We start from the raw sequence: 21276 nt of genomic DNA, 5'->3' as shown, positions 1-21276 counted from the left end.
ATGTTTGTGCGTTTTATCGCGTTGTCCTTTGGATGCCTGTTTGCCTCTTTCGCTATGGCCGATGACGACTGCAAAGAGATTTCCGTGAGCTCACAGGCTGATCGCTGCGTGGAGGCGGCCCGCAAGGACGCCGATTCACAGCTCAATGCCAGCTACAAGAAACTGCTGGCGCGATTTGAGTCTCAGCAACGGACCGACCCGGAGCAGGGCAAGGCGCTGGTTGCCATGGCCAGAGAGTCCCAGCGCGCCTGGATCAAACTGCGCGACACCACGTGCCCACTGGAGGCCACGGAAATCGAGCCTGGGATGGCCGCGCATGTCACGACCATCAACAATTGCATGGCCAGAATGAGCCTGGAGCGTGCGGCTTATCTGGACACGATCATCGCTGACGAGCCGGGGAATGTGGTTGATCTCAGCAAGGTGTTCCTGTCCGGCTCCCAGCGCTTTGGTGATGTCGTGGCGCGTTATGTCAGCACCTTTGGAAGCCCATGTCTGACGGTTCAGATCCTGGCGCCTAACGGCGGTTGGAGAGTGCTTTCTTCAAAGCGTTTTTGCAGTTTTGATGGCAAGTCGTTTTGGTCGGGTTATGCCGACGCGGGATTTGAGGAGCACGTATTTGCGGACGACGGTTTGCACGTGACACTGAGCTTGACAGAGCTTCGTCCTATTGGCGAAAAGCGCCTCGCCTGTGTGATTCCAATTCAGAACGAACAAATCGAAGAGCTGAAATGCGGCGCACCCGAGTCAGCGTAAATATTTAGAAAATTGATCAGCAGGGAAGTGATTGGAATTGACCAGGCTCTTAAGTTGTTTTGGTGCGCTCGGCCTCATCGTTGGCTTGTCGACTCAGCCGGCATCGGCGAGTGATCTAAAAACCATCGGAGAACTGCATCCCCCGGTGGTTGCTTCGTTGGGTGATCAAAAGATTACGGTGTTCTTTTTGAAGAACAACCTTAAGGATCAGGTTAGAGACGTGCACGTGCCTGATGCCGAGATTTTCTACGCGCCCATGAATGCGGTGAAACCTTCGCTGAATTATGTGTGGAAGGTTGAGGGCGAACAAATTGCCTCGGTGTTCTTCTTCGAACGCAAATTCCCTGAGCGAGCGGGGAAGTCCATGTTTGTCCTGACAAAACACAAAGTTCTGCACGAGCATTTCGAAGGAGATTCCTATTCGGTGCTGGAATTGCCGCTATTCAAGGATGGTGACCACTTGGCTTTGCAGTTCTTTCGGGGTGACCCGCCAGACCCCGAGTTGCAGAACTGCCGTGACGGTATAGATCAGGAAGAGGGCGTAGAAGTCGAGTGTGCTTACAAGGATGCGACGAGCATTAAGAAGTACTTGGCGGATCAGGATGGAAGAATGATTTCGGATTCGAAACTGAATCAGGGCAACCGTCAGAAGCCACTCAAAAACTACGGTGATAGGGCCAGTGCCGCCTGCCCCCGTGAAATGTTGCTGGCGAATGGCGCTACGGCGAGCGCGCCCTTTGCTGCGAATGGAAAAACACTCCCGCTGAATTGAGACGGGTTAGTTCAAAGGAAATGAAGTGAAAAGACTGCTGTTGTTATGTATGAGCTGGTTGCCGATGGCAGGGATGGCGTCGGATTTCTGCAACGAGGAAAGCGATACAAAAAACTTCCTCTCACAATGGGTGGAAAGAGCTGATTACGTCCTGGACATACACTCAAGTTTCTACAACGACAGATTCAGGCGGGAAGAAGGTAAGGTGGTATACCGCGGTGACCTCAATGGCGACGGCCAAGAGGACTTTATTTTCACTTCCTACTCCAGTCACGGCTCGGCTGGTGACTTGACCTTTGCCTTCCTGATTCAGTGCCATGGTTATTTGAAGCATGCGGGTGGCGAGTATTTCGCCGGGGTCAAGGTACTGGACGGTCCGCCCAAGAACGGCGGCGACTTCAAAGACATCGAGATCTATTCCTACATCAGGGATAAACGCGGGCAGATTCGCTACAAAAATAACGTAGCCATGACTCGACCACATCTGTGGCAATTCAACCCGCAGACACAGCGTTATGAAGGTCAGTCCGAATAGATTTCAGTTCCGGAGTTACAGCGTGAAAGGATGTTCAGTTCTGTTCGGCAGTCTCTTGGCCATTGCCACGTCCGTGACTTTCGCCGCACACGCATTTGCGGCACCCCAAGTCCTCAAGGAAATCCCGGCAAGCTTGTTGGGGGATGGATCACGGCAAAACGTGTTCGTTCTGGCGGGAGACGCGGACGAGGCATCTAACCGGTTGTTGATCGCGCCGGTTCAAGGGCGCAATGAGGACATATTGCTCGATACGTCCAAGGCTTTGCCGCTGACGAAGAGTCAGTACTCGTCTGATCTTCTGGATAGTTTTAGCGTTCGGGTTTTCAACGGTCGGCCTGGAGCCATGACGGTTGTGGATCCACAAGAGGAAGAGGTTCTGGTCAAACAGCGGTTCGTTGAGGCGGGGGACTACATTGCGCTGGTGACGAACGAAGAAGACAACGCTGTTTTTAACTTCAATCTTTTGTTCACCTTCAATAACAGCTCGAAGCAGTTTGAGCTGAAGAATGTGCTGCAAGTGGTCAATAGCCACTACTGCGATCGCTCGCTTGTGAGCGTAGCGGAGCTGCCGGTTGAGACGTTGGGCCCAACCACCCTAGGTTCATTCAACGGCCTTGAAGCGCTTGAAAAGTTGCGGGCTGCAAGCGTTGGCGGCTCTCAGGACGGTTATAAAAAACTGATGACGGTCGATTCTGCTGATCTGTTGGATATGGCGCTGGCAGCCTACCGAAAGGGTGATGACCCTTCCTTCAAGGATACGATGAGTTACGCGTTGATGGACGGTGGCTCGCATGACACTTGCCCGCCCGACAGCTACATCGTCGAAAAATACTACTACCCGCAGCGTCCCGGTTGGTCCAACGACTTCGGTTTTCTACTCGGCGAAGCGGGGCATTACGCCGAGTCGATTGAGTTGCTGAATGCAGTGATTGCCAACAACCCGGGCCGGACAGTTGCCTATCTGAATCTCGCTGATAGCTATTGGGGTGCGAACGATAAAGAGCGGGCATCGGCGGCGTACAAGCAATACGCGTTGCGTATGTCGGACGCGGGAAAGGCTTCGAAAATTCCTGCTCGGGTAGCTGAGCGTAGCGCCGGAGTATCCGGATCATGATCAAACTCAAGGCGTTATTTGAACTGGTCGCGGGTGCTTCTTTGGCTGCATTGCTGGTTCCTGCGCATGCCCAGGAAACCTGCAATCCCGACAGCTTTTCCAATCCCGATTTGATCATTTGTGGTCAACAGTCTTTCGAGAAAGTCGACGCAATTTTGAATGAGCAATACAAGAAAGCGCTGGTCAGTTTGGCACCCACCGACAAGAAGCAACTGACCGATGTGCAAAAGAAGTGGGTGCGCTTCAAAGAGGCGTATTGCGAGGATATCTATCAGTCGGCTTTACCCGGTGCTGAAGCGTCCATCGAAAGACTTGCGTGTCTGGTGCAAACAACCAATGCCCGGTTGGGGGAATTGGTTGCTCTGCAGACTGGGTTACCCCTGGACGGTTTTTATAAAGCTGCATCGACCATGGCGGGGCAGGATCGAGAAAAAGGTCTGACGGCTTCCATGGAGCGATTGGGGGGTGACAACTTCGACGACCCGTTGTGGCGGCAATACGTCGATGGGCACTGCGAAATGAGTGAGCGTGTGTTCCGGGAGGACATCGCTAACTGCGCAGTGCGCATGCGCTTTCAATTACCTCTTAATCGTTGAAGGAATGATCAGATTGAAATCAATGCGAGTTTTATCTGCTGCATTGTTTGTTCTCTTTCCGATGGCGGCGCACAGTGAGGTCTCGACGGAGATTTATTGCTTCCGTTCGCAAGAGAGCGCCAAAAGCATCAATTTCGAACTCAGAACTTATTACGACTCCTTCTCTAAATGGAGCGGAGCGGCTGTCAGGTACAGCAAGTCGAAGAAGGCCATTTCTCTGGTGTATCGGAATACCGAGCAAGAAATTCTGGCAGAGGATCGTCCGTATCAGTTCACGACGACTTGGGTTGAGGTTTCGGAGGGCGCGCTGACGGGGGAGTATGAAATGGTGAGTCAGGGTGCCCGGGTCTATGGAATGACCTATACGAACTACAAAACCGGGAAGAAGTACTCCTTCGAACACGATTTCAGTATGAATTTCTCACCGGAGACGGGCTGTCAGTGGTGAGGAATTGGAAGGTTGGAAAAGGGGACTCAACGTCCCCTTTTTTCCGCCCGCAATTCAGCTACGGCTTGGCCTGATATTCCCGAAATTCAATGTGATCGAGCGTGCCTTCCACCATCAATCGAACGCCGTCCGCCATTCTGCTCAGGCCCAGCGCCATCGAGCGGCGGGGGCCGTCGAGGTCGTCGGCCAAGTTGGCGGCGAAGGCGCTGATGGACAGGAGGTCTTCGGAGGCGTTGGCCATGAGGGCTTCGGCGTCGGCGTTGGGGCAGAGGGCGAACAGGCCGCCCAGGCGTTTGGGGCGTGGGGCTCTGGGTTTGAGGTGGTGGTCGAGGGCGCGTTCGGCGGCTTCGTGGAGTTTCTTCGAGTCCGGGAATTCGTAGGGGGAAACTTCTTCGTCAGTGAGGGTTGGATCGATCATCGGTGTAAATCCTTTGGAGTTGGAAAGATTTGCCCCGGGTTTCGGACTTGCACATCCGGTCACCGATTTTACGGTGACACACAGAGGCTATCGATGATGCTCAAGTTCGCCTAGTTCACGGACAGCACCGCAGTTTGAAGGACATTTCCCAAGGATCTGCGAGGTAGTGGATCAAAAGATCGCAGCTCCTACAGGAATGTGTTTCTTCAGGTGTAGGACGGGAGGATGGTGTGACGCGGAGCGTCACGGATGCATTCCCACGCGGACGGTTCGACGCCTCGACGTGGGAACGATCGAGGCTAGGGCTGGAAATCGTGACTTGGTAGTCATCTTTCAGGAAAAGCCCTGCATCGTCTTCTATCCATCCAAGATAGTGGCGAATCCGTCCGAATCCCTTACACTCCCCCGGCCGTTCATTTTCCTTTTGAGGCTGTGCGCATGAAATTTCGTTTTCTTCTGTGGATGCTGGGCCTGTTGATGGGTAAGGCCAGTCGGACAAATCCTGCGTTCCAGCAGCAGTTGGGTGACAAGGATCTGGTGTTTCAGCTGCAGACTCTGGACGGGAAGGTGGCGCGGCATTTCGTGGTGAAGGACCAGCGCATTACCAGCAAGTCCGGGGTGGTGGCGGAGCCGGCGTTTGCGATTGCGTTCAAGGATGCGGCGTTCGGGTTTGCCACGATGCAGGCGAAGAACAAGCAGCTGGCGTTCATGCAGGGGATTCAGGACAAGTCGATCCAGCTCAAGGGGAATCCGGCGCTGGTGATGTGGTTTCAGGGGTTGATGAAGTATTTGAAGCCGCGGAAGGCCAAGCCGAAGGCTTGAGGATGAAGGACTGTTGTGGCGAGGGAGCTTGTCGGTTCGCCGCACCGTCCCGCTGGGCTGCGAAGCGGGCCTAAACCCTGAGACCTCGTTATAACTGACATACCTTATTGGTTGGTTCGCGACTGCTGCGCAGCCGAGCGGGAGCAAGCTCCCTCGCCACAAAAAGGCCCCACACTCGTTTGAGTGTGGGGCTTTTTTTATAGGCGCAAATCAGGCCTGGCTGAACTGCGAGGCCAGTTCACGCAGCAGAACTTCCGCCTCAAGCACTTTGCTGACCACGTCGTTGGCCTTGTCACGAGTCAGGCCCACGCGCTCCAGCAGCGCATCCGGGATGTCTTCGTCCGGGCCGGAGCCGATGCCGCGGCTGCGCAGCAGGCGCACGGCCAGGCAGACGAGGTTCGGGTATTCGGCGTAGGCGCCGTCGTAGTTCGGGTCGTGCTGGAAGCGCAGGGCGGTGGCCAGTTCGTCCGGCATGTCCCAGTAGCGCATCAGCCAGGAACCGATCTGTTCGCGGCTGATGCCCAGCAGGTGTTGCTCGACGTAGCTGTGGCACAGGTGCGGGTTGACCTCCAGGTGGCGGCAGATCAGCGAGAAGTGCGGCGGGAACACGTGGGCCAGCAGCAGGTAGCCGAAGTTGTGCAGCAGGCCGGCGAGGTAGGTCAGGCCGGCTTCCGGGCGCTGGGCGCGCGGCATGGCGCGGGTCAGGCCTTCGATGACGGCGGCGGTGTAGATCGACTGCTGCCAGTACGGCGTGGTGTGTTGCGGGTGGTCTTTTGGCAGGCTCAGGGTCTTGCCAAGGGCCAGGCCCAACGCCAGGTTGATCACCAGATCGAAGCCCAGCACGCGCACGATGGCGTCTTCCACCGAACGGATCTTGCCTGGCGATGCGTAGTACGGCGATGCCGCCCAGCTCACCACTTGCGCGGCCAGCGCCGGGTCGGTTTCGACCACGCCGGTGATGTCGTCGATGGTGGCGTTCGGGTCGACGCGCAGTTTGATGATTTTTTGTGCGGTTTCGGCCAGCGGCGGAATCTCGATGGTCGCTTCCAGACGTTGCTGGATGCGCCGCGCGGTGAACGCCTGCACGGCCTGGGTGATTTCCTCGCGGTCATCGTCCGGGCGGTCGAGGTTCGGACGGATGCTGCTCAGGGCTTCGCCGAAGTTGGCGGCGCTGGCCTTGGTCAGCATGGTCTTGAAGTCTTCGCTGGCAATTTCCAGCAGCAGGCCCGGTTCGCCGGAATTGATCAGCAACTTCGGCTCGCGCAGCAGGCTTTCTTCGTAGAGGCATGGCGAGCTGGTCAGCGCCGGCAGGCCCGGCAGCAGACTCAGGCTGTGTTTGCCGAGCATCTTTTCCAGGCGCTCGGTGGACACGGCGGTCAGGCGACGGCCCGTCAGCTCGGCGAGGCGGTTGAGATCCAGCAACTGACTCTGTGGAAACAGCACCATCAGCGCACCCACTGCGTCGTCCAGCAACGCGGCCTGCACTTTGCGCGAGGCATTGAGGCCGTGGTGATCGAGCACTTCTTCGTAGGCGACGCCCAGCTTGTTGAGCAGCAGCCGAATAACAGACGGAGCGTGCGGGAGTTCGGGGGCGAGAGCAGCTTCGGTCATGGTCTGTATCCGTTTTTGAAACAATTGCTTGAGTATAACCAGCTTGGTTGGAACGGGCTTTGAGAAACTGCGACAGTGCTCACACTTGGCCGTATTGCTGCCCGTGTCGCAGCCAGCGGTCGAGCAGCGGGCTGACGTGGGTCGGCCAGCGTTCCAGCAAGGCCTGGGCGGCATCGCGCACGGCGGGCAGCAGATCGGCGTCACGCATCAGGTCGGCGACCTTGAATTGCAGCAGGCCGGTCTGGCGGGTGCCGAGCATTTCGCCGGGGCCGCGCAGTTCGAGGTCTTTTTCGGCGATGACGAAACCGTCGTTGGTCTCGCGCATGATGCCCAGGCGCTGACGGCCGATCTGCGACAGCGGCGGATGGTAGAGCAGCACGCAATGGCTGACCGCGCTGCCCCGGCCGACGCGGCCGCGCAACTGGTGCAGTTGCGCAAGGCCCAGGCGCTCGGGGTTTTCGATGATCATCAGGCTGGCGTTGGGCACGTCGACGCCGACTTCGATCACGGTGGTGGCGACCAGCAGTTGCAGGTTGCCGGCCTTGAACTCGGCCATGACGGCGGCTTTCTCAGCGGGTTTCATACGGCCGTGGATCAGCCCGACCTTCAACTCGCCGAGGGCGGCGGTGAGGTCTTCGAAAGTGGTTTCGGCGGCCTGGCAGGTCAGCTCTTCGGACTCTTCGATCAGCGTGCACACCCAATAGGCCTGACGGCCCTCGGCGCAGGCGCTGCGTACCCGCTCGATGACTTCGACGCGGCGGGTGTCGGTGACCAGCACGGTGTTGACCGGCGTTCGACCGGGCGGCAATTCGTCGAGGATCGAGGTGTCGAGGTCGGCGTAGGCGCTCATGGCCAGCGTCCGTGGAATCGGTGTGGCGGTCATGATCAATTGATGCGGGCACATGCGCCCGCCGACGCCTTTCTGCCGCAGTGCCAGGCGTTGCTGTACGCCGAAGCGGTGCTGTTCGTCGATGATCACCAGCGCCAGATTCTTGAACTGCACTTCGTCCTGGAACAGCGCGTGTGTGCCGACCACCATCGGTGTGCCACTGGCGATCTGTTCCAGCGCGGCCACGCGGTTCTTGCCCTTGAGCTTGCCGGCCAGCCACGCCACTTCAATGCCCAACGGTTCGAGCCAGCGCTTGAAGGTGATGAAGTGCTGTTCGGCGAGGATCTCGGTCGGCGCCATCAGTGCGACCTGATAACCCGCCTCCAGTGCTTGCAGTGCGGCGAGGGCGGCCACCACGGTTTTGCCTGCGCCGACATCGCCCTGAATCAGCCGCAGCATCGGCTCGTGCTGACTGAGGTCGTAGGCGATTTCATTGCCGACCCGCTGTTGCGCGCCGGTCGGGTTGAAGCCGAGGTTGGCCAGATACCGCGCCGGCAGTTTTGTGGCTTTCGGCATTGCCGGTGCGCGCAGGGCGCGCATGCTTTCGCGCAGGCGCTGTTGGGACAGTTGATGGGTCAGCAGTTCTTCGAACGCCAGACGATGCTGGGCCCAGTGATGACCGAGGGCGAGTTCGTCGACGTCGGCGTCGGCGGGCGGGTTATGCAGGTAGCGGATCGCATCGGCCAGCGGCGCCAGTTGATAGTCGCGGGCCAGTTCGGTCGGCAGCCAGTCGGGCAGTGTGGCCGGCTTGAGCAGGGTCAGCGTCTGCATGCACAACTGGCGCAGACGGGCCTGGGTCAGGCCTTCGGTCAGCGGGTAGACCGGGGTCAGGGTTTCATCCACCGGCGGCGGCTCGTCGCCGTTGATGGCGCGGTATTCCGGGTGGTAGATCTCCAGCCCCGAGGCGCCGGGCCGGGCTTCACCGTAGCAGCGAATCCGCGTGCCGCGTTTGAGGCCTTCCTTCTGCGCGTTGCTGAAGTGGTAGAAGCGCAGGCTCAGGCCGCCAGTGCCGTCCTGCAGGCGCACGACCAGGCTGCGGCGTCGGCCCATGACCACGTCGGCGCCGCTGACGGTGCCTTCGACCACGGCGTCCTGCCCCGGCCGCAATGCGCCGATGGGCACCACGCGAGTGCGGTCCTGATAACGCAGCGGCAGGTGGAACAGTACGTCCTGGAGGTTCTCCAGGCCGACCTTGGCCAGTTTTTCGGCCATGGCCTCGCCGACACCCTTGAGTGCGGTGACCGAGACCTGCGACAGCTCCGTCATGACGCTGGCTTAACCGGCCGTGACCGGCGCGGCGGGTTTGGCGACCGAGCACAGGCGAATGGAGTCGGCGAGGATCTCGATGGCTTTCGGCCGCGGGAAACTGGCGCGCCAGGCAATGGCCACGGTGCGGTAGGGCACCGGTGCCGACAGCGGTCGCACTTCGATCACGCCCGGGGCGTAGTGATGGCTGTCCACCGCCGACAACGGCAGGATCGAGATGCCCAGGCCGGAGGCGACCATGTGGCGGATGGTTTCCAGCGAGCTGGATTCGACCGTGGTGTGCTTGGCGCCGTCGTTGCCCTTGGTCAGGGTCGGGCAGGCTTCCAGCACCTGATCGCGGAAGCAGTGGCCTTCGCCAAGCAGCAACAGGCTCTTGTCGTTGAGCAGGGCCGGGTCGATGGATTCTTTTTGCGTCCACGGATGCTGGGCCGGCATCAACACGTAGAACGGCTCGTCGTAGAGCGGCAGGGTCAGCACGTCGGCTTCGTTGAACGGCAGGGCGATGATGATCGCGTCCAGCTCGCCGTTGCGCAGTTTGTCGCGCAGCACGTGGGTGAAATTTTCTTCGATGTACAACGGCATCTGCGGGGCGACCCGGTGCAGTTGTGGAATCAGGTGCGGAAACAGGTACGGGCCGACGGTGTAGATTGCGCCGACTTTCAGCGGAGCGGTCAGCTGGTTCTTGCCGGCCTGGGCCAGTTCGCGGATGCCCTGGGCCTGTTCCAGCACTTTCTGCGCCTGGGCGACGATGCTTTCGCCGACCGGGGTCAGGCGCACGGCGCTTTTGCTGCGCTCGAAGATCAGTACACCGAGTTCGTCTTCAAGCTTTTTCACGCCCACCGACAGGGTCGGCTGACTGACGTGGCAACGCTCGGCCGCGTGGCCGAAATGCTGCTCTTGGGCGAGGGTAACGATGTAGCGTAATTCTGTGAGAGTCATAGCAAGCGTCCATGAAGATGCGGGCCAAGCATACCGGCTGCGATCGATAGACGCACGTTATCAGACTGAGTGACAGATGCGACACCGGGCAATGTCGTTTTGCCGTTTGCAGATATGACAAAGGCACCTTTCGGTGCCTTTGTCAGTGGGCTGCGGCGCCTGCGGGCTTGAGTCAACTCAGCGGCGCTTTTCGATCGTGTAAAGAAACGGTGCAGTAAGTTCGATGGGGCCGTTCTTCATCATGTCGGCCGGTGGCTTGGGCAGCGGCTGGGCACGACGGATCATTTTCAGGGTGGCCCGATCCAGATCGGCGTTGCCGGAGCTGTCTACCAGTTCGAATGACAGTACGTTGCCCTCACCGTCGACGACGAAACGCAGACGGTTGGTTCCGGTCTTGTTACGTGACCTGGCATTGTCCGGGTATTCCTTGTATTTCTGCAGGTGTGCGAGCAGCGCGCTTTGCCAGCTGGCCTTGGCCGCCACTTGTGCGGGCGACGGGCCCGGTGCCGGCTGGGCGGATTTCTCCGTCGGTGCCTGAGTCTGTTGAGGTTCTGCCGGTTTTTCTTCGGAAGGTTTTTCCTTCACGGGCTCCGGCTTCTTCTCGATCGGCTTGGGCGGTTGCGGCTTTGGCTTGGGTTTTGGTTTCGGCTTGGGCACGGCAATTTCTGCCTTGGGTGCTTCGGCCAGTTTCGGGATCGGCAGTTCTTCAACCGGAGCCGGTGGCTGCGGTGGCGTGACGACCTTCGGCGGTGCAGGCGGTGGCGGGGCCGGAACCGGTGCCAGCTCGACCATCATTGCCTGGGGCGGCAGTTCGATGGGCGGGCGGGCGGTCCAGTTCAGCGCCAGCGCAATGGCCAGTGCATGCACACCCAGCACCACGGCCAGGCTACCGCCGTAACGCGTCAGCTTATGGCGCGTCGTGATCATTTCTTGGTTGCACTCTCGAGGCCGACCAGACCGACCTTCAGGTAACCTGCGCTGCGCAGCTTGTCCATCACGCTCATCAGGTCGCCGTAGTCCACGCCCTTGTCGGCCTGGAAGAAGATGGTGGTGTCTTTCTTGCCTTTGGTCCTGGCGTCGAGCGTGGCGCCGAGGGTTTCGGCTGTGACTTCGTCGTCGCCGATGTACAGGCGCTGGTCAGCCTTGACGCTGAGGAACAGCGGTTTCTCCGGCCGCGGTGCCGGCTTGGCGGTCGAGGCAGGCAGGTCGACCTTGATGTCCACGGTGGCCAGCGGAGCGGCGACCATGAAGATGATCAACAGCACCAGCATCACGTCGATGAACGGCGTGACGTTGATTTCGTGGTTCTCGGCCAGATCGTCGTCTGCGCCTTCTTTCAAATGCAGGCCCATGGCCGATTACCCCACTTTCACCATGTGCGGTTGCGAGATGCTGCGCTCGGGCTGGTGGTCGAGGTCGCGGCTGACCAGCAGCAGGACTTGTGCCGATGCGTCGGACACCTGAGCCTTGTAACCGGCGATGGAGCGGGCGAATACGTTGTAGATGACCACCGCAGGAATCGCGGCAACCAGACCCAGTGCAGTAGCCAGCAGCGCTTCGGCGATGCCCGGGGCCACGACGGCGAGGTTGGTGGTCTGGGTTTTGGCGATGCCGATAAAGCTGTTCATGATGCCCCACACGGTGCCGAACAGACCGACGAACGGTGCGGTGGAGCCGATGGTGGCGAGTACGCCGGTGCCGCTGCTCATGTTGCGGCCACAGGCGGCCACCAGACGCTCGAGGCGGAAGCTGACGCGCTCCTTGATGCCTTCTTTCTCACGGGAGTTGGCCGACAGGCGCATTTCTTCGAGGGCGTCATGCACCAGCAGATTGGCGAGGGTGCCTTCCTTCGCTGCAGTGGCGCTGGCTTCCTTGAGGGTGGCGGCTTTCTTCAGGGCGGCGATTTCACCACGCAGACGACGCTTGGCGCCCATCAGCTCGAAGCCTTTGGCGATCCAGATGGTCCAGGTGATGATCGATGCGATGGCCAGGCCAATCATCACCATCTTCACGATGATGTCGGCGTTCTGGTACATGCCCCACGGCGACAGGTCGTGGGCCATGCCCAGGGTGTTGTCGGCTTCGAGGACTTCAGGTGCGTTTTCGGCGCCGGTATCCACGGCCTGAACCGGGTCGGTCGCGGCTGGCGCTGCGGCGGAAGCTGCCGGGGCGGTCTGTTCGTGGGCAGCTGGTGTGGCCGGTGCCTGGGCGTCAGCGAAAGCGGCGACCGGCGCCAGCGTCAGGCTGAGGAGCAGGGCGGCCACGCTCCAGGCGCGAGGTCGTTTGGTTGGCGAAGCGGGGTTCTGAATGCGTGTCATGCTGGCCGGACCTGAGATAGAAAAACGGTGATGCTCTTCCAGGCCTCGTAAGGCCGAGAACAAAAGTGACGTGCATTATTGCAAGTAATTCTTGTTAACAGAAGCAATAGAGTCGCTTTTTTTCCTTCATTGCTAGCCGCTCGTCCCTTGCCAGGGCTAGTCTGTCGCTTTACTCCGGGAGTTTCTTGATGTCCGCCCCCTCTGTTTTGATTGCCGGTTGCGGCGATGTTGGCAGCCGTCTGGCCACGCAATTGCTGACCGCAGGCTTTCAGGTGTATGGCCTGCGCCGGGATGTTTCTCGGTTGCCGGCAGGTGTCATCGGTGTGGCCGGTGATCTGTTCAATGAAGAGTGCCCTGAGTCCTGGCCGGTGGGTGCCGTGGATTACCTGGTGTATTGCGCGGCGGCGACCGAGCACGATGAAGCCGGTTATCGCGCAGCTTATGTGCAGGGTCTGCAGCATGTGCTGGGCTGGTTGAACGACTACGGACAAGTGCCTGACCGGCTGCTGTTCGTTTCCAGCAGCAGTGTCTACGGGCAGAAAGACGGGGAATGGGTGGATGAATCCTCCGAAACCGTGGCGGCAGGTTATTCCGGTCGGTTGATGCTGGAGGCGGAGCACATCGCGTTGAACAGCGGCATTCCGGCGAGCATCGTGCGTCTGACCGGCATCTATGGACCGGGCCGTGAATGGCTGCTGACCCAGGTGCGTCGCGGTTATCGCGTGGCGGTCGATCCGCCGTTGTATGGCAATCGTATTCACGCCGATGATGCGGCGGGCCTGATGGCGTTTCTGTTGGAATCGGATCGCAAGGGCAGGGCGCTCGATGATATCTACATCGGCGTGGACGATGCGCCGGCACCGCTGGCCGAAGTGGTGGCGTGGCTGCGGGAGTATCTGGGCGTCACGCAATGGTCGGAAGATGAAAGCGTGCGCAGAACCGGCAGCAAACGTTGCAGCAATGCACGGGCGAAAACGTTGGGCTGGGCGCCGAAGTATCCGAGCTATCGCGAGGGTTACGCCGCGATTCTTGAGGGGCGCTGCTGACTTTCAGGTATCGCAAAGTCAATGTGGGAGCGAACCTGTTCGCGAAGAGGTCATCACATTCAACATTGAAGTCGACTGTGAGACCGCTTTCGCGAGCAGGCTCGCTCCCACATGGGATCTCTTTGGCTTCAGGATCGCGTTACTGCTTCTTGAGCAGCCACTTGCGCTCACCCGGGCTGAATTGAGGTTGTTCATCCGCCAGCGCCGTGTTCACGGCCTGCAGGATTTCCAGCTCCTTGCCCTTGCGAACGAAGATCCAGTTGTTGCCCTGGCCGTTCTGCTGCAGCCACATGCTGTCGTTGCCGCTGCTCATCGATGCGCAGTCGCCCGCCAGGCACAGGGCGTAGCGGTCCACGCCGGGCAGGCCGGAGACTTGCCCGTCGGCCTGGAATTGCACGGTGGCGCCTTCGCCCTGGCCGCTGGCGATTGTCCAGTTACCGCCCAGATAGGCCGAATACAGCGCACGTTCGAAGCTGGCACCGATCGGCGCGCCTTCGGGTACCGGGATCTGTGCACGGTCGAACAGCTGTTGTGGTTCGTTTTCGCTGGCAGCCTGGTGCAACTGGCCGCCGTCGCGTTTCAGTTCGCTGGCGGAGCTGCCGTAGAAGTCGACTTTCCAGGCGCCGGACTGTTCACCCTGCAGCCGTCCTTCGACGTTCTCGAAGCCGTTGGTGTAGCGGGCCTGGCCGGCCCTGGTGTTGATGTCCCATTCCAGATTCGGGCCGTAGGCCTGAAGCGCTTCACGCAGGGGGCCGCCCTTGGCGGCGGCATCGATGGCGACCTGATTGATCCAGGTGCCGCTGATGTCACGGTCGGCCGGGTTGCTGGCGCAACCGCCGAGGAAAATGGCGAGCAGCGAGAGAGCAAGCGCTTTGCGCATGGTGGAATCCTTTCAAAACCTTTTCTTTACCGCAGAGCAGTTGGCGCGGCTCTCGGCAAGCCGCGCCGTGCGCATCACTCGATGACCAGAATGGCATCCATTTCAACTTGCGAACCCTTCGGCAGGGCAGCAACGCCGATGGCGGCGCGGGCCGGGTATGGCTGTTCGAAGTATTTGCCCATGATCTCGTTGACCTTGGCGAAGTGGCTCAGGTCGGTGAGGAAGATGTTCAGCTTGACGATGTCCTTGAACGAACCGCCAGCGGCTTCGGCCACGGCTTTCAGGTTCTCGAAGACCTGTACGGTCTGGGCTTCGAAGCCTTCGACCAGCTCCATGGTTTTCGGGTCCAGCGGGATCTGGCCCGACATGTACACGGTGTTGCCGGCCTTGATCGCCTGGGAATAAGTGCCGATGGCGGCCGGGGCCTTGTCGCTGCTGATAACGGTCTTGGTCATGTATGACTCCTTGTATTGTTTGAGTTATGCACGCATGCGGGTGATGCGGATGACCCCGGTCAGGGCGCGCAGTTTCTTGATCACGCGGGCCAGGTGCACGCGGTCGTGGACGCTGACCACCAACTGCACGACGCTGATGCGGCCATCGCGTTCGTCCATGCTGATTTTCTCGATATTGCCGTCGGCCGCGTTGACACTGCTGGCCAGCAGGGCGATCAGGCCGCGCTGGTGCTCCAGCTCGACGCGCAGTTCGACGTTGAATTCGCCGGTGACATCCTTGGCCCACGAAAGCTGGATGCATTTTTCCGGGTTGTGGCGGATTTCGCTGATGTTGCGGCAGTTTTCCAGGTGCACGACCATGCCTTTGCCCGCCGACAGGTGGCCGACAATCGGGTCGCCCGGGATCGGCGTGCAGCATTTGGCGTAGCTGAGTACCAGGCCTTCGGTACCGCGAATCGCCAGCGGACCTTCCGGACTTGGCAATTGTTCGCCCTCGCCCAGCAGTCGACGCGCCACGACGTAGGCCATGCGGTTGCCCAGGCCGATGTCTTCGAGCAGGTCCTCGATCAGCTCGAGGCGGTACTCGGTCAGCATCGCTTTCACACGTTCCGGCGGAATCTGCTCCAGCGCACTGTCGAATCCGTTGAGCACCTTGTTCAGCAGGCGCTCGCCAAGGCTGATGGATTCGGAGCGGCGTTGCAGTTTCAGGGCATGGCGGATGTGGGTGCGCGCCTTGCCGGTGACCACGAAGTTGAGCCACGCCGGGTTTGGCCGCGCGCCGGGAGCGCTGACGATCTCGACCGTGGAGCCGCTTTGCAGCGGTTCGGACAGCGGCGCCAGACGACGGTTGATCCGGCAGGCAATGCAGCTGTTGCCGACGTCGGTATGCACCGCGTAGGCAAAGTCGACCGCCGTGGAGCCTTTGGGCAGCTCCATGATCCGGCCTTTTGGCGTAAACACGTAGACCTCGTCCGGGAACAGGTCGATCTTCACGCTTTCGATGAATTCCAGTGAGTTGCCAGCACGTTGCTGCATTTCCAGCACGCCTTTGACCCACTGACGGGCCCGGGCATGGGTGCCTTTCGGCTGTTCGTCGCCGCTGGACTTGTACAACCAGTGCGCGGCGATGCCGTTTTTGGCCATTTCTTCCATTTCACGGGTACGGATCTGGATCTCGATCGGTACGCCATGCATGCCGAACAGCGTGGTGTGCAGCGACTGATAGCCGTTGGCCTTGGGAATCGCGATGTAATCCTTGAAGCGTCCCGGCAACGGTTTGTACAAATTATGCACGGCACCCAGCACGCGGTAGCAGGTGTCGACCTTGTCGACGATGATCCGGAACGCGTAGACGTCCATGATCTCGTTGAAGGCCCGACGCTTGCCGCGCATTTTCTTGTAGATGCCGTAGAGGTGTTTCTGGCGACCGCTGACTTCGCCCTGGATACCGTCGACGGCGAGGCAGTGGCCGAGGGACTCTTCGATCTTGTTGACGATTTCCTTGCGGTTGCCGCGGGCGCGTTTGACCGCTTGGTAAATCCGCGCGGAACGCATCGGGTGCATGGCCTTGAAGCCGAGGTCTTCGAACTCGATGCGCACTGAATGCATGCCCAGCCGGTTGGCGATGGGGGCATAGATTTCCAGGGTTTCCTTGGCGATGCGCCGGCGTTTTTCGCCGGACAGCACTTCCAGGGTGCGCATGTTGTGCAGACGGTCGGCGAGCTTGACCAGGATCACGCGAATGTCGCGCGCCATGGCCATGGCCATTTTCTGGAAGTTTTCGGCCTGGGCTTCGGCCTTGGTCTCGAAGTTCATCTGGGTCAGTTTGCTGACCCCGTCGACCAGTTCGGCCACGGTCTCGCCAAACTGCGCTTGCAGCGCTTCCTTGGCGATACCGGTGTCTTCGATCACGTCATGCAGCATCGCGGCCATCAGGCTCTGATGGTCCATGTGCATGTCGGCAAGAATGTTCGCCACGGCAAGAGGATGCGTGACATACGCCTCGCCGCTGCGGCGGCGTTGGCCGTCGTGGGCTTGTTCGGCGTAGAAATACGCCCGGCGGACCAGATTGACCTGGTCCTGACCGAGGTAGGTCGATATTCGATCGGCGAGGGCGTCTATGCTCGGCATGATGACTCCTGCCGCAAGCTGTGATCCCGCGCCTTGCTACGTCGACCAGGCATAGGCTTAAACGGCCTCGTTGGACTCGTCCTCTGGAGCAAAGGCAGCGAAGACCGGGTCTTCGGTGACAATTTCTTCGGCGGCGATGAATTCGGGAGTCACGATACCTTCAGCGATTTCGCGCAGGGCGACGACGGTAGGCTTGTCGTTTTCCCATGCCACTTTCGGCTCTTTGCCGCCGGTGGCCAGTTGACGGGCACGCTTGGTAGAGAGCATGACCAGCTCAAAGCGGTTATCCACGTGTTCTAGGCAGTCTTCAACGGTTACGCGGGCCATGGTATTCCTCGGAGCGAATGCAATATGCGCGCTGCCCGGTTGGGCGAGCGGACTCAACAGTTTAAAAAATCACCAGCGATTAGGGAAGCGCTGATTTTTTGACCAGACCCTTCAACGCGCTGCAAGTGCCAATGTAAAGCCGTTGCAGCGGTTTTGGGAAGGGCTGTTTCAGCCCAGCAATTCAGCCAGCAATTTGCCGAAGCGCACTTGCTGACGTTTTTGTTGCAACTGATTGGCGCGGAAAATCGCCTTCAGGTCATCCAGGGCGTGGGCGAAATCGTCGTTGATGATCAGATAGTCGTACTCGACGTAGTGGCTCATCTCGCTGACGGCCTCACGCATCCGGCCCGCGATGATCTCGTCGCTGTCCTGGCCACGGTTGGTCAGGCGCTGGTGCAAGGCCTGCAGCGAAGGCGGCAGAATGAAGATCGAACGGGCCTGGGGCATCAGCTTGCGCACTTGTTCGGCGCCTTGCCAGTCGATTTCCAGGATCAGGTCATGACCTTCGTCCAGGGTCTGCTGCAGGCGGCTTTGCGAGGTGCCGTAGAAGTTGCCGAAGACTTCGGCGCGCTCGAGGAAGTCGCCGTGCTCGCCCATTTTCACGAATTCTTCGCGGGTCACGAAGTGATAGTTCACGCCGTCCACTTCGCCCGGACGCATGGCGCGGGTGGTGTGGGAAATCGAAACGCGGATTTCCGGGTTGGCGTCGGTCAGGGCCTTGACCAGACTGCTTTTGCCCGCGCCCGAGGGGGCGGAAATGATGTACAGGGTGCCGGTGCTGTGGGTCATGTCGGGGGTAGCCTTACTCAATATTCTGCACTTGTTCGCGCATCTGCTCGATCAACACCTTGAGGTTGACCGCCGCCTGGGTGCTGCGCGGGTCGAAGGCCTTGGAGCCCAGTGTGTTGGCTTCGCGGTTGAGCTCCTGCATCAGGAAGTCCAGGCGCCGGCCGGCGGCACCGCCGGACTTGAGGACCCGGCGAACTTCGATGATGTGGGTGCTCAGGCGATCCAGTTCTTCAGCCACGTCGCTCTTTTGCGCGAGCATGACCATTTCCTGTTCCAGGCGCTGCGGGTCCATCTCGGCCTTCATGTCGGCGAAGCGGTCGAGGACTTTCTGGCGCTGGGTGGCGAGCATCTGCGGAACCAGTTCGCGCAGGGTCGCCACGTCTTCGTCAATGGAGGTCAGGCGATCGTTAATCAGGCGCGCCAGCTCCGCACCTTCGCGCTCACGGCCAGTCTTGAGTTCCTTCAAGCCTTGATTGAACAGCTCCAACGCTTCAGCGTTGAGGGCTTGCGGGTCGCTCGCATCGGCCACCAGCACGCCGGGCCAGGCCAATACCTCCAGCGGGTTCAGCGCCGCCGGGTTCTTGATCAGACCGGCGACGGTTTCGGCAGCGGCGACCAGTTGTGCAGCACGCTCGCGATCCACTTGCAGCGGCTTGCCAGTGCTTTCCTCGGTGAAACGCAGGGTGCATTCCAGTTTGCCGCGCGACAAACCCTGGCGCAGGGCTTCGCGAACGGCGCCTTCGAGGTCGCGAAACGACTCGGGCAGGCGCAGGTGGGGTTCCAGATAGCGGCTGTTGACCGAGCGCAGTTCCCAGCTCAGGGTGCCCTGAACGCCGGCTTTTTCGACGCGGGCGAAGGCGGTCATGCTATGCACCATGGCGGTGACCTCGCGATACGGATCGGCGCGAATTGAAGCTTCGCAGCTCGATATCAGTGAATTTAAGCCGACTGGCAGCAAAGGCGCAGGATTGTAGCGCAGTGCGACAGATGCGCCCAAACACACGGTGTGACAAAGGGCTGCAGGCCGCCGGCGAAGCGCGTTTCAGGGCCTTCGATCGACGGCTGGAATTTTTAGGCAGTGCCCAGGCGCGGTGCGCAGCTCTATAATGCTCCGCAGTTTTCCGTCCTCAGTACAGGTATCTCCTATGAAACGTCCAAGTGGTCGCGCTGCCGATCAGCTCCGCTCGATCCGCATTACCCGCAACTACACCAAGCACGCCGAGGGATCGGTACTGGTCGAATTCGGTGATACCAAAGTCATCTGCACCGTCAGCGTCGAGAACGGCGTGCCGCGCTTCCTGAAAGGCCAGGGCCAGGGCTGGCTGACCGCCGAATACGGCATGCTGCCGCGCGCCACCGGCGAACGTAACCAGCGTGAAGCGAGCCGTGGCAAGCAGGGCGGTCGTACCCTGGAAATCCAGCGCCTGATCGGCCGTTCCCTGCGCGCGGCACTGGACATGTCCAAGCTGGGGGACGTTACCCTGTACGTCGACTGCGACGTGATCCAGGCTGACGGTGGGACTCGTACTGCGTCGATCACCGGCGCCATGGTTGCGCTGGTCGATGCACTGAAAGTGATCAAGAAGCGCAGTGGCCTGAAAGGTGGCGACCCGCTCAAGCAAATGATCGGCGCCGTCTCCGTGGGCATGTACCAGGGCGAGCCGGTGCTGGATCTGGACTATCTTGAAGACTCCGCTGCCGAGACTGACCTCAACGTGGTGATGACCGGCACTGGCGGTTTCATCGAAGTGCAGGGCACCGCCGAAGGCGCGCCGTTCCAGCCTGAAGAGCTGAACGCGATGCTGGAGCTGGCCAAGAAAGGCATGAGCGAAATCTTCGAACTGCAAAAGGCTGCACTGGCCGACTGAGCCGGTTGGTAATCCGCAAGGAGAATGCGATGAGTGATGAACAAGAGTTGCTGCCCAAGCCGAGCCACGAGGTTCGCCAGTGGGCGATGTTTTGTCACTTGTCCGCTTTGCTGGGGATCTGGGTTCCATTCGGAACGCTGATCGGGCCGTTGATTCTGTGGCAGATGAAGCGCGAGACGGACCCGTTTATCGATGCCCAGGGCAAGGAGGCTCTGAATTTCCAGATTACGGTCGCGATTGCCTCGATGATCTGCTTCTTGCTGATGGTGCTGGTGATTGGTTTCTTCCTGTTTGGCCTGTTGGCCATCGGGGCGCTGATCCTGACGATCATTGCGGGAGTGAAGGCTAACGAGGGCTTCCCGTACCGTTATCCTTTCACTTGGCGGTTGATCAAATAACGAACGATCGCGTACAAAAAAACCGACACTGATGTCGGTTTTTTGTGTCTGCGAAAGGGCGCTCAGATGGTCAGCGTCCAGTCGTAGTCGACGATCAGCGGCGCATGCTGCGAAAACCGAGGTTGACGCGGCAGGCGTGCGCTGCGCACGAAGCGTCGCAGGCCCGGGGTCAGGATCTGGTAGTCGAAGCGCCAGCCCAGATTCAGCATCTCGGCCTGTTCGTTGTCCGGCCACCAGCTGTACTGATCGCCTTCACGGCTGACTTCGCGCAGGGCGTCGACGTAGCCCATGTTGCCGACAATCTCGTCCATCCAGGCGCGTTCTGGCGCCAGGAAACCCGGGGATTGCTGGCTGTCGCGCCAGTTCTTGATGTCGAGCTTCTGCTGCGCGACGTACAGCGAGCCACAATAAATGTACTCGCGACGTTTGCGCCGCTGTTTGTCCAGGTACTTGCCGAAATCGTCCATGAGCTTGAACTTCTGGTTCAAGTCTTCATCGCCGTTCATCCCCGAAGGAAGCAGCAGGGTAGCAATACTGACTTTGTCGAAATCTGCTTGCAGGTAGCGCCCGTAGCGGTCGGCCGTCTCGAAACCGAGACCGCTGATGACAGCCTTCGGTTGCAACCGCGAATACAAAGCCACGCCGCCTTGGGCAGGGACTTCAGCATCGCAGGCATAAAGGAAGTAGCCGTCCAGTTGGAAGGCTGGGTCATCCAGTTCAAAGGCGGAGGCACGGGTGTCCTGCAGGCAGATGACGTCGGCATTCTGTGCCTGCAGCCAACTGAGCAAACCGCGCTCGACTGCAGCCTGAATACCATTGACGTTCACACTGATGATCCGCATAAATGGCCCCAAAAATCGCGTGCGTGTATGATACACGGCGTCAAGCTAATTAGCTAA

General features: G+C 59.8%; 24 protein-coding genes. 10 read left to right on the top strand and 14 right to left on the bottom strand.

Translation table 11 applies throughout. From position 1 onward, the window contains the following. Genes ACK6BI_RS03045 through ACK6BI_RS03020 form a run of 6 tightly spaced genes read left to right on the top strand, consistent with a single transcriptional unit; the run spans window position 1 to window position 4221 of the window. Window positions 1-756: a lysozyme inhibitor LprI family protein gene (locus ACK6BI_RS03045; RefSeq protein ID WP_409315935.1), complete on the top strand. Its 756-nt coding sequence runs from the start codon at window positions 1-3 to the stop codon at window positions 754-756. 31 nt (window positions 757-787) lie between these two features. Further along, complete coding sequence (locus ACK6BI_RS03040; RefSeq protein ID WP_409315934.1) at window positions 788-1528, top strand: hypothetical protein; 741 nt, start codon at window positions 788-790, stop codon at window positions 1526-1528. Window positions 1529-1553: 25 nt separating this feature from the next. Next, entirely contained in the window at window positions 1554-2063 is a 510-nt protein-coding gene (locus ACK6BI_RS03035) for a hypothetical protein (protein WP_409315933.1), read from the top strand. A gap of 22 nt (window positions 2064-2085) precedes the next feature. Continuing rightward, window positions 2086-3177 (top strand): tetratricopeptide repeat protein, encoded by a 1092-nt coding sequence (locus ACK6BI_RS03030; protein WP_409315932.1) that lies wholly within the window; start codon window positions 2086-2088, stop codon window positions 3175-3177. Then, complete coding sequence (locus tag ACK6BI_RS03025; RefSeq protein WP_409315931.1) at window positions 3174-3773, top strand: lysozyme inhibitor LprI family protein; 600 nt, start codon at window positions 3174-3176, stop codon at window positions 3771-3773. Before ACK6BI_RS03030 ends, ACK6BI_RS03025 begins: the two co-directional genes overlap by 4 nt. Before the next feature lie 4 nt (window positions 3774-3777). Then, a complete protein-coding gene (locus ACK6BI_RS03020) occupies window positions 3778-4221 on the top strand; it encodes a hypothetical protein (protein ID WP_409315930.1) in 444 nt (147 codons plus the stop codon). Window positions 4222-4279: 58 nt separating this feature from the next. Here the strand turns inward: ACK6BI_RS03020 and ACK6BI_RS03015 are convergent, their stop codons facing one another. Further along, window positions 4280-4639: a DUF6124 family protein gene (locus ACK6BI_RS03015; protein WP_409315929.1), complete on the bottom strand. Its 360-nt coding sequence runs from the start codon at window positions 4637-4639 to the stop codon at window positions 4280-4282. Window positions 4640-5077: 438 nt separating this feature from the next. On the opposite strand from ACK6BI_RS03015, the gene ACK6BI_RS03010 reads away from it, so the two are divergent. Beyond that, entirely contained in the window at window positions 5078-5461 is a 384-nt protein-coding gene (locus ACK6BI_RS03010; protein ID WP_096817262.1) for an SCP2 sterol-binding domain-containing protein, read from the top strand. Between the two features lie 210 nt (window positions 5462-5671). Here the strand turns inward: ACK6BI_RS03010 and ACK6BI_RS03005 are convergent, their stop codons facing one another. From ACK6BI_RS03005 to exbB, 6 genes are all read right to left on the bottom strand, one after another. Next, entirely contained in the window at window positions 5672-7072 is a 1401-nt protein-coding gene (locus tag ACK6BI_RS03005; RefSeq protein ID WP_065258192.1) for an aminoacyl-tRNA deacylase and HDOD domain-containing protein, read from the bottom strand. Between the two features lie 79 nt (window positions 7073-7151). Continuing rightward, a complete protein-coding gene (gene recG / locus ACK6BI_RS03000) occupies window positions 7152-9227 on the bottom strand; it encodes an ATP-dependent DNA helicase RecG (protein WP_409315928.1) in 2076 nt (691 codons plus the stop codon). 9 nt (window positions 9228-9236) lie between these two features. Continuing rightward, on the bottom strand, window positions 9237-10166 hold the full coding sequence (locus ACK6BI_RS02995; RefSeq protein ID WP_065258190.1) for a hydrogen peroxide-inducible genes activator: 930 nt from the start codon (window positions 10164-10166) through the stop codon (window positions 9237-9239). A gap of 177 nt (window positions 10167-10343) precedes the next feature. Next, window positions 10344-11093, bottom strand: coding sequence for an energy transducer TonB (locus tag ACK6BI_RS02990; RefSeq protein WP_409315927.1), 750 nt, complete (start codon window positions 11091-11093; stop codon window positions 10344-10346). Continuing rightward, window positions 11090-11518, bottom strand: coding sequence for a TonB system transport protein ExbD (gene exbD / locus ACK6BI_RS02985; protein WP_065258188.1), 429 nt, complete (start codon window positions 11516-11518; stop codon window positions 11090-11092). The genes ACK6BI_RS02990 and exbD overlap by 4 nt, the downstream gene beginning before the upstream one ends. Window positions 11519-11524: 6 nt before the next feature. Further along, window positions 11525-12484 (bottom strand): tonB-system energizer ExbB, encoded by a 960-nt coding sequence (gene exbB, locus ACK6BI_RS02980; protein WP_409315926.1) that lies wholly within the window; start codon window positions 12482-12484, stop codon window positions 11525-11527. Between the two features lie 188 nt (window positions 12485-12672). Between exbB and ACK6BI_RS02975 the strand changes: the two genes are divergently transcribed. Then, window positions 12673-13530: an SDR family oxidoreductase gene (locus ACK6BI_RS02975; protein WP_409315925.1), complete on the top strand. Its 858-nt coding sequence runs from the start codon at window positions 12673-12675 to the stop codon at window positions 13528-13530. Window positions 13531-13669: 139 nt separating this feature from the next. On the opposite strand, the gene ACK6BI_RS02970 is transcribed toward ACK6BI_RS02975, so the two are convergent. The 6 genes from ACK6BI_RS02970 to ACK6BI_RS02945 all read right to left on the bottom strand — a co-directional run bounded on the left by ACK6BI_RS02970 (window position 13670) and on the right by ACK6BI_RS02945 (window position 18988). Beyond that, window positions 13670-14410 carry a hypothetical protein gene (locus ACK6BI_RS02970; RefSeq protein WP_260521515.1) on the bottom strand — a complete coding sequence of 247 codons (741 nt, stop codon included), beginning with the start codon at window positions 14408-14410 and terminating at the stop codon, window positions 13670-13672. A gap of 74 nt (window positions 14411-14484) precedes the next feature. Next, a complete protein-coding gene (locus ACK6BI_RS02965; RefSeq protein WP_065258184.1) occupies window positions 14485-14865 on the bottom strand; it encodes a RidA family protein in 381 nt (126 codons plus the stop codon). A 24-nt stretch (window positions 14866-14889) separates the two neighbouring features. Further along, the gene (gene spoT, locus ACK6BI_RS02960) at window positions 14890-16995 is read right to left on the bottom strand and encodes a bifunctional GTP diphosphokinase/guanosine-3',5'-bis pyrophosphate 3'-pyrophosphohydrolase (protein WP_409315924.1); all 2106 of its coding nucleotides are present in this window, start codon (window positions 16993-16995) and stop codon (window positions 14890-14892) included. 57 nt (window positions 16996-17052) lie between these two features. Further along, window positions 17053-17322 (bottom strand): DNA-directed RNA polymerase subunit omega, encoded by a 270-nt coding sequence (gene rpoZ / locus ACK6BI_RS02955; RefSeq protein ID WP_065258182.1) that lies wholly within the window; start codon window positions 17320-17322, stop codon window positions 17053-17055. Between the two features lie 168 nt (window positions 17323-17490). Continuing rightward, complete coding sequence (gene gmk / locus ACK6BI_RS02950) at window positions 17491-18111, bottom strand: guanylate kinase (protein ID WP_065258181.1); 621 nt, start codon at window positions 18109-18111, stop codon at window positions 17491-17493. Between the two features lie 13 nt (window positions 18112-18124). Then, the gene (locus tag ACK6BI_RS02945; protein ID WP_409315923.1) at window positions 18125-18988 is read right to left on the bottom strand and encodes a YicC/YloC family endoribonuclease; all 864 of its coding nucleotides are present in this window, start codon (window positions 18986-18988) and stop codon (window positions 18125-18127) included. Between the two features lie 268 nt (window positions 18989-19256). Here ACK6BI_RS02945 and rph point away from each other — a divergent pair, with 268 nt between their 5' ends. Continuing rightward, complete coding sequence (gene rph / locus ACK6BI_RS02940) at window positions 19257-19979, top strand: ribonuclease PH (protein WP_409315922.1); 723 nt, start codon at window positions 19257-19259, stop codon at window positions 19977-19979. 29 nt (window positions 19980-20008) lie between these two features. Then, window positions 20009-20377, top strand: coding sequence for a DUF4870 domain-containing protein (locus tag ACK6BI_RS02935; protein ID WP_260521513.1), 369 nt, complete (start codon window positions 20009-20011; stop codon window positions 20375-20377). Window positions 20378-20439: 62 nt separating this feature from the next. On the opposite strand, the gene ACK6BI_RS02930 is transcribed toward ACK6BI_RS02935, so the two are convergent. After that, entirely contained in the window at window positions 20440-21219 is a 780-nt protein-coding gene (locus ACK6BI_RS02930) for an exodeoxyribonuclease III (RefSeq protein WP_007920349.1), read from the bottom strand. Window positions 21220-21276: the final 57 nt, after the last annotated feature.

This window comes from Pseudomonas sp. KCJK9016 (assembly GCF_046231795.1).
Lineage (GTDB): Bacteria > Pseudomonadota > Gammaproteobacteria > Pseudomonadales > Pseudomonadaceae > Aquipseudomonas > Aquipseudomonas bananamidigenes.
The sequence above is the reverse complement of the archived record's forward strand: the minus strand, read 5'-3'. Positions and strand labels throughout refer to the sequence as shown.